12 protein-coding genes and 1 other annotated feature are annotated in these 10891 nt (G+C 46.4%); all 12 genes read left to right on the top strand.

Annotation, left to right across the window (positions count from 1 at the left end):
* Window positions 1-34: 34 nt before the first annotated feature.
* The 12 genes from rlmB (at window position 35) to rpoB (ending at window position 10789) form a co-directional block, all read left to right on the top strand.
* Window positions 35-775: a 23S rRNA (guanosine(2251)-2'-O)-methyltransferase RlmB gene (gene rlmB / locus B9Y93_RS23670; RefSeq protein ID WP_085498952.1), complete on the top strand. Its 741-nt coding sequence runs from the start codon at window positions 35-37 to the stop codon at window positions 773-775.
* A gap of 5 nt (window positions 776-780) precedes the next feature.
* Window positions 781-1332: an NYN domain-containing protein gene (locus B9Y93_RS23675; protein ID WP_085498954.1), complete on the top strand. Its 552-nt coding sequence runs from the start codon at window positions 781-783 to the stop codon at window positions 1330-1332.
* A gap of 256 nt (window positions 1333-1588) precedes the next feature.
* The gene (sigH, locus tag B9Y93_RS23680) at window positions 1589-2242 is read left to right on the top strand and encodes an RNA polymerase sporulation sigma factor SigH (RefSeq protein WP_085498956.1); all 654 of its coding nucleotides are present in this window, start codon (window positions 1589-1591) and stop codon (window positions 2240-2242) included.
* Between the two features lie 393 nt (window positions 2243-2635).
* A complete protein-coding gene (gene rpmG, locus B9Y93_RS23685; protein ID WP_085498959.1) occupies window positions 2636-2785 on the top strand; it encodes a 50S ribosomal protein L33 in 150 nt (49 codons plus the stop codon).
* Window positions 2786-2822: 37 nt separating this feature from the next.
* Entirely contained in the window at window positions 2823-3014 is a 192-nt protein-coding gene (secE, locus tag B9Y93_RS23690) for a preprotein translocase subunit SecE (RefSeq protein ID WP_085499065.1), read from the top strand.
* Between the two features lie 25 nt (window positions 3015-3039).
* On the top strand, window positions 3040-3573 hold the full coding sequence (gene nusG / locus B9Y93_RS23695) for a transcription termination/antitermination protein NusG (protein WP_085498961.1): 534 nt from the start codon (window positions 3040-3042) through the stop codon (window positions 3571-3573).
* Window positions 3574-3649: 76 nt separating this feature from the next.
* A complete protein-coding gene (gene rplK, locus B9Y93_RS23700) occupies window positions 3650-4075 on the top strand; it encodes a 50S ribosomal protein L11 (protein WP_085498963.1) in 426 nt (141 codons plus the stop codon).
* A gap of 61 nt (window positions 4076-4136) precedes the next feature.
* On the top strand, window positions 4137-4829 hold the full coding sequence (gene rplA, locus B9Y93_RS23705; protein WP_085498966.1) for a 50S ribosomal protein L1: 693 nt from the start codon (window positions 4137-4139) through the stop codon (window positions 4827-4829).
* A gap of 91 nt (window positions 4830-4920) precedes the next feature.
* Window positions 4921-5079: a sequence feature (ribosomal protein L10 leader region), on the top strand.
* 60 nt (window positions 5080-5139) lie between these two features.
* Window positions 5140-5643: a 50S ribosomal protein L10 gene (gene rplJ, locus B9Y93_RS23710; protein WP_085498968.1), complete on the top strand. Its 504-nt coding sequence runs from the start codon at window positions 5140-5142 to the stop codon at window positions 5641-5643.
* Window positions 5644-5706: 63 nt separating this feature from the next.
* The gene (rplL, locus tag B9Y93_RS23715) at window positions 5707-6069 is read left to right on the top strand and encodes a 50S ribosomal protein L7/L12 (protein ID WP_085498970.1); all 363 of its coding nucleotides are present in this window, start codon (window positions 5707-5709) and stop codon (window positions 6067-6069) included.
* Between the two features lie 153 nt (window positions 6070-6222).
* Window positions 6223-6831, top strand: a complete 609-nt coding sequence (locus B9Y93_RS23720; protein ID WP_085498973.1) for a class I SAM-dependent methyltransferase — start codon at window positions 6223-6225, stop codon at window positions 6829-6831.
* 415 nt (window positions 6832-7246) lie between these two features.
* Complete coding sequence (gene rpoB, locus B9Y93_RS23725) at window positions 7247-10789, top strand: DNA-directed RNA polymerase subunit beta (RefSeq protein ID WP_085498975.1); 3543 nt, start codon at window positions 7247-7249, stop codon at window positions 10787-10789.
* Window positions 10790-10891: the final 102 nt, after the last annotated feature.

Genomic DNA, 10891 nt, shown 5'->3' on the forward strand with positions numbered 1-10891 from the left:
GAACTGCTGTTGAATCAGCAGGAGGAGGTTAAGCATGCAAGAAGAGTTAATTGCCGGAAAACACTCGGTTATGGAGGCATTGCGATCCGGACGCACGATCAATAAGATCTGGATCGCTGATCAAGCGCAAAAGCACCTGACGCAGCCGATTATTGCCGAGGCGAAAAAGGCTGGCATTGTTGTGCAAAATGTGGACAAGCGCAAGCTTGATCAAATGGCAGAAGGCATACAGCATCAAGGCGTTGTTGCTCAGGTGGCTGCTTATGCATATGTTGAAGTGGATGATATTCTAAATCGTGCGAATGAGCGTGGAGAGAAGCCATTTCTCCTTATCCTAGATGAGATCGAAGATCCGCACAACTTGGGATCTATGCTCCGTACGGCAGACTGTACGGGGGTGCATGGCGTCATTATTCCGAAGCGCCGATCCGTTGGCTTAACGGCGACGGTCTCCAAGATTTCTGCTGGAGCTGTGGAGTATGTTCCAGTTGCACGCGTGACCAACCTCGCTCAAACGATCGAGGAGCTCAAGGAACGCGGGGTATGGATTGTGGGAACAGATGTTACAGCGGAACAGGAGATTTATGATGCCAATATCTTTGATTCTCCTGTAGCCATTGTGATCGGAAATGAGAATAAAGGGATGGGCCGCTTGATTCGAGAGTCCTGCGACGTCCTCTTGAAGCTGCCAATGTCAGGCCAAATCAACTCCTTGAATGCATCGGTAGCTGCGGGAATCTTCATGTATGAGGTCGTGCGCCGCCGCCGGGATTAGCCCTTATGGTGAAAGCGGAGGATTGGCGGGATATCCTGCTCGTGGATGGCTACAACATGATTGGCGCTTGGGGGGAGCTAAAGCAGCTCTCCCAGGCGAATTTAGAAGAAGCAAGAGACCAACTGCTTGACATGCTTGCTGATTATCAAGCCTATTCCGGAAGAAGAGTTGTTGTTATCTTCGATGCTTACCGCGTACCGGGGCTTGGTGTTTCTTATAAGCAAAGAGAGATACAAGTATATTTTACCAAAGAAAAAGAGACGGCGGATGAATGCATTGAACGGCTTGTTCGAGAACTGAGGCATCGTAGACGCCAAATCTACGTGGCCACTTCTGACCTGATTGAACAGCATGTGATCTTTGCTCAGGGTGCGCTTCGCATCTCGGCAAGAGAGCTGAAGCTTGTGATTGCGCAAGCGAAGCGAGAGGTGGAGTCCCAGATCAAAGAGCGTGCGCAAAAGCCGCTTAAACGCAATCCTCTTGAAGATAAGTTAAGCCTGGATGTGCTGTTGAAGCTTGAACGTATGCGTCGTGGAAATCAAGAAGATTCCAAATAATTCCTCATTTTAGGCAGGAAAGGTAATTATTTTCGTCAAAATTGGTTAACCGCGCGGTTGACGCTGTTAGACAAACTCATATATACTGAATCTATCATTTTTGTCATGATTGGACTGCTAGATCGTAAAGGGTACGGATGTTTCCTGTTGGATGATAGAGAACAACCCTGTTATAAGGGCTTGTACATATGTGGAGAGTGGACAGAGAATTATCTTGTGTGACGATAGATCGCGTTGCAGGCCGGAGGGATTGCTAGTGAGTGTTAACCTAAAAGAAATAAGCACGTTTCCACACGACAGGTTAACGGATGAGCAGCTTGTGGAGGCGGTTCGTGAAGGTGATGGCGATGCGCTGGAGTATCTGATTCATAAGTATCGTAACTTTGTACGCGCGAAGGCCCGCTCTTATTTTTTGATTGGTGCGGATCGAGAGGATATTGTACAAGAAGGCATGATTGGCCTGTACAAGTCGATTCGTGATTTCCGCGGTGACAAGCTTGCCTCATTCAAAGCTTTCGCAGAGCTCTGCATTACAAGACAGATCATTACAGCCATCAAGACAGCCACCCGTCAAAAGCACATTCCCCTGAACTCATATGTTTCCTTGGACAAGCCGATTTACGAAGAAGACTCCGATCGAACTTTGCTTGACGTTATCGGCGGCTCTCGAGTATCCGATCCCGAACAGCTAATTATTAATCGCGAGGAATTCGTAGGTCTAGAAGACAAGATGTCTGAGATCTTGAGTGATCTGGAGCGCAAGGTGCTGATGCTCTATTTGGATGGCCGCTCTTATCAAGAGATTGCCGTTGACCTTGATCGACACGTAAAGTCCATTGATAACGCGCTGCAGCGTGTGAAGCGCAAGCTGGAGCGATATCTTGAAGTCCGCGACGGCGGGCAGGAATAAAGCATGATAGTGATGTATATCTACACCAAACCGCATTTTCCGTTTTTAGACGGAGTGCGGTTTTTTTGCTAGAATAAGAGGAATACTTACAATAAAACATGAACAACACACTTTTTAGAGTGAAAAGGTTTAACAACCAAGGCGTTTTCCTATACTGATTCATAGTATCGATCGCAGAAATTAGAATGGAATTAACGATCATTTCCTTTGTGTTTGTACACCCACTTATGGTAGAGTAAAAGGGCGTGATCCCCCACGGGGAGGGCATCTTTTCATTGACACAACAGTACCAGTGTGATAAAGTGTATCAGGTAGCCCTAAATTTGCGTACGTTTTAGGTTAATTTTTTGGCGCTTCTTATCTAATAGTGGTGTCTTTCAGGAGGTGTACAACATGCGCGTTATTATTACGATGGCTTGCACGAATTGCAAACAACGCAACTATACAACTACGAAGAATAAGCGTAATCACCCAGACCGCATCGAGTTGAAGAAGTATTGTAAATTCTGCAACGAGCAAACTGCACATCGCGAAACAAGATAAGTCAGAGGAGGGGTAGTCCGTGGCTTTCTTAGGTAAGATGAAACAAAGTTTCGGTTCGATGTTTTCCTTCTTTGGAGACAGTTGGGGCGAGTTAAAGAAAGTTCGCTGGCCTAACCGTAAAGAGCTTACAAGTTATACGATTGTAGTACTTTGCACGGTCGTGTTTGTTGCGCTTTATTTTTGGGTGTTGGACATCGGGATTTCTGCGATCGTCGAAGCGATTATCTAATATAAGTCCCAAGGTGGCCTGAATAATGGAAAAAAGATGGTATGTTGTTCATACCTATTCCGGGTATGAAAACAAGGTTAAGGCGAATTTGGAGAAGCGTGTAGAATCCATGGGTATGGAAGACAAGATATTCCGCGTTCTTGTTCCGATGGAAGAAGAAGTGGTGAACAAAGACGGGAAGAAAAAGACCGTTATGCGTAAAGTTTACCCGGGGTATGTACTTGTGGAAATGATTCAGACAGATGAGTCTTGGTATGTTGTTCGCAATACGCCAGGGGTCACTGGTTTTGTCGGTTCTACCGGTTCGGGGTCCAAGCCTATTCCGCTGCTTCCTGAAGAAGTGGAGCAAATCCTCAAGACTATGGGGATGGAAGAGCCGAGACCTTCAGTTGAATTCGATCTCAAGGAGTCTGTGCGTATTAAAGTCGGTCCTTTTGCCAACTTTGTAGGTACAGTCGAAGAGATTGTGACGGAAAAGCAGAAGCTTAAAGTTCACGTTAACATGTTTGGTAGAGAAACCCCGCTTGAACTGGATTACCATCAAGTGGAGAAGATTTAATAGATCTTGTATAGGTTTCTTAAGCGTGGGTTAGGAATCATTCCGCCCACTTAATTAGCGTAAGGAGGTGCACGACGTGGCGAAAAAAGTCATTAAAGTTGTGAAATTGCAAATTCCTGCAGGGAAGGCGAATCCTGCACCACCAGTTGGTCCTGCATTGGGTCAAGCGGGTGTGAACATTATGGCGTTCACGAAGGAATTTAACGCGAGAACTGCAGAGCAAGTAGGATTGATTATTCCTGTTGAGATCTCTGTATTCGAGGACCGTTCCTTCACATTTATCACAAAAACTCCGCCAGCTGCAGTATTGCTGAAAAAAGCGGCTAAAATCGAGAAGGGTTCCGGCGAACCTAACAAGAAAAAAGTAGCTACAGTAAAACGCAGCGCTGTTCAAGAAATCGCTCAAACGAAGATGGAAGACTTGAACGCAGCAACTGTGGAAGCAGCAATGCGCATGGTTGAAGGTACAGCTCGTAGCATGGGTATCGTAATCGAAGACTAATTCGTAGTCTTCTTATACTGTGGGAGGTTTATCCGTTAATACCACAAAGGAGGAAATACAAATGGCTAAACGCGGTAAAAAGTATATCGAAGCTGCAAAGCTTATCGATAAAGATGCAGTATATGAGCCAGCTGAAGCAATTGAGTTGGTAAAAAAAGCAGCAGTAGCTAAATTCGACGAAACAGTTGAAGTAGCTGTTCGCTTGGGTGTAGACCCTCGTAAGCAAGACCAAGCAGTTCGTGGTGTTGTTGTCCTTCCTCATGGAACAGGTAAAACAAAACGCGTACTCGTTTTCGCTAAAGGCGATAAAGCAAAAGAAGCAGAAGCAGCTGGTGCGGACTATGTTGGAGATCAAGATCTCATCAACAAAATCCAACAAGGCTGGTTCGAATTCGATGTCTGCGTAGCAACACCAGACATGATGAGTGAAGTAGGTAAATTGGGACGTATCCTCGGTGGTAAAGGTCTCATGCCTAACCCTAAAGCCGGTACGGTTACTTTCGACGTTACTAAAGCTGTTCAAGAAATCAAAGCTGGTAAAATCGAATACCGTCTGGACAAAGCAGGTCAAATCCATGCACCTATCGGTAAAGTATCCTTCGATGCTGACAAGTTGAACGAAAACTTGAAATCATTGGTTGATGCATTGAACCGTGCGAAGCCAGCTTCTGCAAAAGGTGTATATCTGAAGAACATTTCTGTTTCTTCTACGATGGGACCGGCAGCACGTGTAAACACAACTTCTTACCGTTAAGATTTCAGTCTCAATTGGTAAGTCACGGAATCTGTTGACAATCGTCGATGGATCGTGGTACTCTTATGAAGTTGTTGTGAACAACGTGATCTAACATTGAATAATCGTACCGTAGACAGTAGGTGCCGCAAGGCTTAATCTCCTACCGAGGTGTTCGAATAGAAGGAGTGCGAGGGTGTGTAGTTTGCCTGCACATCATTCGCTCGTGATGCCTCTGTAGAATACCTGCAGAGGCTTTTCTTATGCTCGAGTAGGCCGGAATTGTCGGACAGGATGCGGTTGATAAACAATCTTGTAGGAGGTGGATCGAGTGGCAAACGCAAAAATTATCGAAGCGAAACAAGGCACGGTTAATGAAATTGCTGACAAATTGCGCAATAGCGTAACAACAGTAGTTGCTGACTACCGTGGATTGAACGTTTCTCAAGTAACTGAGCTTCGTAAGCAACTTCGTGAAGCTGGCGTAGAATTCCAAGTATTGAAAAATACAATGGTTCGCCGTGCGACAGCAGAAGCTGAATTAAGTGAGCTTGACCAAGCATTGACTGGTCCTACAGCAATCGCGTTCAGCCGTGAAGACGCAGTAGCGCCTGCGAAGATCCTTCACGATTTCGCTAAGAAGAACGAAGCGCTTGAAATCAAAGGTGGCGTTGTAGAAGGCCGCGTTGTTGATGTAGAGCAAATCCAAGCACTTGCAGCATTGCCAAACCGCGAAGGTTTGCTGTCCATGTTGCTCAGCGTGCTTCAAGCACCAATGCGCAACTTCGCACTTGCAGTCAAAGCTGTTGCAGAGAAGCAAGAAGCAGAAGCGTAAGATTGAGGTTCGGAACGACCGATATCGCAATATAAATCATTTATTAAATTGGAGGGTATCCTAATGAGCAAAGAGCAAATCTTGGAAGCCATTAAAGGCATGTCCGTATTGGAATTGAACGACCTTGTTAAAGCAATCGAAGAAGAATTCGGCGTAACAGCTGCTGCACCAGTAGCAGTAGTTGGCGGCGGCGCAGCAGAAGCTGCAGCTGAGCAATCCGAATTCGACGTAGTCTTGACTAACCCAGGTGCTGGCAAGATCAACGTTATCAAAGTAGTTCGCGAAATCACTGGTCTTGGCTTGAAAGAAGCTAAAGAAGTTGTTGATAACGCTCCTAAAGCAGTTAAAGAAAAAGTTAGCAAAGAAGAAGCAGAAGCTGTTAAAGCTAAGCTTGAAGAAGCTGGCGCAACTGTTGAACTTAAATAGTCATCGTTGTGACTGTAAGTATAAACCCCTTGAAGACTCTTCAAGGGGTTTATTGTCTAGGATACGTGAGCTTGCTTAGCAAGCGCTAAAGCCGCGTCTTAGACAATGAACATATGGGCTTGCAGTTCAGCCGTGGATAGGAGGTATACTCCCATGGATCATTATTATAGCAATAAGCAGCAGGTTGCCCATGATCGCAAGCAGCTGCAGTTTAACTTGAGAGGACATGCGCTGCGATTGGTCTCGGATGCAGGCGTTTTTTCCAAGGGTGCAGTCGATTATGGAAGTCAAGTGCTGATTGAGCATATGAAGTTTGCGGAGAACAGCAAGGTTCTTGATGTAGGCTGTGGGTATGGTCCAATTGGACTTACAGCAGCAAAGCTTGCCCCGCTTGGACAAGTGTATATGGTAGATGTCAATGAACGTGCGCTTGCACTTGCAAAAGAGAACGCCAAGCTTAATGCGATCACCAATGTCACGATCTTTGAAAGTGATGCTTTGGCAGCAGTACATGATAGAGACTTTGATGTCATTCTGACCAATCCGCCTATTCGGGCGGGCAAGGAAGTGGTACATCGAATCTTTGCAGAGGCGTATGAACATCTCGCGATTGGCGGGAGCTTGTGGATTGTCATTCAGAAGAAGCAAGGTGCTCCATCTGCGGTAGCGAAGCTGGAATCTCTTTTTGGAGAAGGGCAAGTAGAAGAGGTAGCGAAGGACAAAGGATATCGAATCTATCAAGCCATTAAGTCCAACATATAGGTTAATTTAGAGGAATTGAAATAAAATGTGTTTCAAAAGTTGACTCTGATAAACCATTATGTTATTATTATATAATGTCAGTATTAGGATGGTCTCCATGTCTTTACTTGACTAAAATGTCAAGCCCTTTTTTGAAAAAGGATGCATACATTTTCGTTAACTAACGTATAATGTTTACATTTTGGGCAAGTCTATCGGATATGAAGAGATCATGAAACGGTGAGAAATAACGGCACGAACATACGGCGTCCATCGCAACTTGTTGCGCAAGGTCGTGATCGTGCGTTTTTTGTCTTTTGCTTCTCACAATTCCAAATTATTACGTTTTGGGTGTCCTTTCGTGGACTTTATTATAAAGGATGACGAAAAGGATTCGCAATTCATTTTTTTAGTAGACATGAGGGGTGAGTATAAGTTGGCAGGACATCTTGTTCAAAATGGGCGACGCACTCGGCGTAGTTACGCGCGCATCAAAGAAGTTCTCGAAGTTCCGAACTTGATCGAAATCCAACAGAAATCGTACCAATGGTTTTTGGATGAAGGATTGAGAGAAATGTTCCAAGACATCTCTCCGATTCAGGATTTCACAGGTAATCTTGTTCTGGAATTCGTCGATTACAGCTTGGGTGAGCCGAAATACTCGGTCGATGAATCAAAAGAACGTGATGTAACATATGCAGCACCGCTTCGTGTGAAGGTGCGTCTTCTTAATAAAGAAACCGGCGAAGTGAAGGAACAAGAAGTGTTCATGGGAGATTTCCCTCTTATGACCGAAACGGGTACCTTCATTATCAACGGCGCAGAACGCGTAATCGTCAGCCAGTTAGTTCGATCCCCAAGTGTCTATTTCAGCACGAAACTTGACAAGAACGGGAAGAAAAACTACTCGGCTACCGTTATCCCTAACCGTGGCGCGTGGCTAGAACTAGAGACAGATGCGAAGGACATCATTTATGTGCGTATTGACCGCACACGTAAGATTCCAGTTACTGTACTCTTGCGTTCGCTAGGCTTCGGTACGGATGAGCAAATCTTAGAATTGCTCGGACATGATGAATATATTCGCAATACGCTGGACAAGGACAACACGGATTCTACGGAAAAAGCGCTGATCGAGATCTATGAGCGTCTTCGTCCGGGTGAACCGCCTACGCTTGACAATGCAAAGAGCTTGCTGATTGCTCGCTTCTTTGATCCAAAGCGTTATGATCTAGCGAATGTTGGTCGTTATAAGATCAACAAGAAGCTTCATATCAAAAACCGTCTGTTCAATCAACGTCTGGCTGAAACCTTGGTTGATGTTGACACAGGAGAAATTATCGCGGAAGCAGGTCAAGTGATTGATCGCCGCTTGCTTGATGAGATTCTCCCGCGTCTGGAGTCTGATGTTGGCTTCAAGACATATCAAGTGGCGGGTGGAGTGCTGGATACGGAAGATATTCCGCTCCAATGTATTAATGTATTCTCCCCGATTGAAGATGGTAAAGTCATAAAAGTTATTTCCAACGGCTTGATTGACAAGTCCGTTAAACATATCACACAGTCGGATATCATTGCATCGATTAACTACTTTATTAATCTCTTGCATGGTATCGGGGACACAGACGATATTGACCACTTGGGTAACCGTCGTTTGCGTTCGGTAGGCGAGCTCCTTCAGAACCAATTCCGCATTGGTCTATCTCGTATGGAGCGTGTGGTTCGTGAACGTATGTCCATTCAGGATGCAAACGTGATTACGCCTCAGGCGCTGATCAACATTCGTCCTGTTATTGCGTCGATCAAGGAGTTCTTCGGAAGCTCCCAGCTCTCGCAGTTTATGGACCAAACGAACCCGCTTGCTGAGTTGACGCACAAACGCCGTTTGTCCGCTCTTGGACCTGGTGGTTTGACGCGTGAGCGCGCAGGCTTCGAAGTTCGAGACGTTCATCCATCCCACTATGGCCGTATGTGTCCAATCGAGACGCCAGAGGGTCCGAACATCGGTTTGATCAACTCCTTGTCTACATTCGCTCGCGTGAATGAATATGGATTTATCGAAGCGCCTTACCGCTGGGTAGATCCGAAGACAGGCAATGTGTCGGATCATATTGACTACATGACCGCTGATGAGGAAGACAACTACGTTGTAGCTCAGGCGAATGCACCGTTGAATGAGGATGGTTCGTTCCGTGATGAGACAGCGATTGTTCGTTATAACAAACAATCTGACAACATTTTGACGATGCCGACTGATCGTATTGACTACATGGACGTATCGCCAAAACAAGTTGTGTCCGTCGCAACAGCCTTGATTCCGTTCTTGGAAAACGATGACTCTAACCGTGCGCTCATGGGATCAAACATGCAGCGTCAGGCGGTACCTCTTCTGATACCGCAGGCGCCATTCGTTGGTACAGGTATGGAACACAAGTCTGCAAAAGACTCTGGTGTATGTATTGTATCCAAAGTGGACGGGGTTATTGAACGCGTAAATGCAACAGAGATCCAAGTCCGCGAGATTCAAGTGATTGACGGTAGAGAGGTCCGCGGCGACCTTGTTAAATATAAGCTTCAAAAATTCATGCGTTCCAACCAAGGAACTTGCATCAACCAGCGTCCGCTTGCGAAAAAGGGCGATGTGGTGAAGAAGGGCGACATCCTAGCAGATGGACCTTCTACGGAGATGGGAGAGTTGGCGCTTGGACGCAACGTGGTCGTTGCCTTCATGACATGGGAAGGTTACAACTACGAGGATGCGATTCTGTTGTCCGAGAAGCTCGTGAAAGAAGATGTGTATACCTCTATTCATATCGAGGAATACGAGTCTGAAGCGCGTGATACGAAGCTTGGACCAGAAGAGATTACTCGTGACATTCCTAACGTTGGTGAAGAAGCGCTGAAGAACTTGGATGAGCGCGGAATTATCCGTGTTGGTGCCGAGATCAAGGCAGGAGATATTCTTGTTGGTAAAGTAACGCCTAAAGGTGTAACGGAGCTGACAGCCGAAGAGCGCTTGCTGCATGCAATCTTTGGTGAAAAAGCTCGCGAGGTTCGTGATACATCCTTGCGTGTGCCGCATGGTACTGACGGTATTGTCGTAGACGTTAAAGTCTTTACTCGTGAAAATGGCGACGAGCTGCCACCAGGCGTTAACCAACTCGTTCGTGCTTACATTGCTCAAAAACGTAAAATCTCTGAAGGGGATAAAATGGCGGGACGCCACGGTAACAAGGGTGTCATCGCACGTATCCTTCCAGAAGAAGATATGCCGTTCCTTCCAGATGGAACTCCAGTTCAAGTTGTCTTGAACCCGCTAGGTGTACCATCTCGTATGAACATCGGTCAGGTGCTTGAGGTTCACTTGGGCATGGCTGCTCGCTACCTCGGCATGCACATGGCAACGCCGGTATTCGATGGTGCGACCGAGTACGACGTATTCGATACGATGGAAGAAGCAGGCATGCAGCGCAATGGTAAGACGGTCTTGTATGATGGACGTACAGGTGAGCGCTTCGAGCGTGAGGTTACTGTAGGCGTCATGTACATGATCAAACTTGCGCACATGGTTGATGATAAGATTCACGCCCGTTCTACTGGACCATACTCACTCGTTACGCAGCAGCCGCTCGGTGGTAAAGCACAGTTCGGTGGACAGCGCTTCGGTGAGATGGAGGTATGGGCACTTGAGGCATACGGTGCAGCCTACACACTTCAAGAGATTCTTACCGTCAAGTCCGATGACGTGGTTGGCCGCGTGAAGACGTATGAGTCGATCGTCAAAGGCGAGAACGTGCCAGAGCCAGGCGTTCCTGAATCCTTCAAGGTATTGATTAAGGAGCTTCAAAGCTTGGGTATGGACGTGAAGATCTTGACTGAAAACGAAGAAGAGATTGAAATGCGCGAATTCGACGATGAAGACGATGCACCGCAAGATAAGCTGAACCTTGGCTTAGATGATGATTACGCTGTGGAGTAAGCATTCAGGCTGTGGTGGCGGGCCCCTTGGGCGGCTCGCTCCCACGGCGTGATTTTTCTCCATTTTGTGGATATACGATGGTTAGAGATGGGACGCCTCGTA

This window comes from Paenibacillus aquistagni, assembly GCF_900177815.1.
Classification (GTDB): domain Bacteria; phylum Bacillota; class Bacilli; order Paenibacillales; family Paenibacillaceae; genus Paenibacillus_B; species Paenibacillus_B aquistagni.

Coding starts and splice junctions, on each gene's coding strand:
- rlmB (WP_085498952.1), top strand. CDS start 35: ATGCAAGAAGAGTTAATTGCCGGAAAACACTCGGTTATGGAGGCATTG.
- B9Y93_RS23675 (WP_085498954.1), top strand. CDS start 781: ATGGTGAAAGCGGAGGATTGGCGGGATATCCTGCTCGTGGATGGCTAC.
- rpmG (WP_085498959.1), top strand. CDS start 2,636: ATGCGCGTTATTATTACGATGGCTTGCACGAATTGCAAACAACGCAAC.
- secE (WP_085499065.1), top strand. CDS start 2,823: ATGAAACAAAGTTTCGGTTCGATGTTTTCCTTCTTTGGAGACAGTTGG.
- nusG (WP_085498961.1), top strand. CDS start 3,040: ATGGAAAAAAGATGGTATGTTGTTCATACCTATTCCGGGTATGAAAAC.
- rplA (WP_085498966.1), top strand. CDS start 4,137: ATGGCTAAACGCGGTAAAAAGTATATCGAAGCTGCAAAGCTTATCGAT.
- rplL (WP_085498970.1), top strand. CDS start 5,707: ATGAGCAAAGAGCAAATCTTGGAAGCCATTAAAGGCATGTCCGTATTG.
- B9Y93_RS23720 (WP_085498973.1), top strand. CDS start 6,223: ATGGATCATTATTATAGCAATAAGCAGCAGGTTGCCCATGATCGCAAG.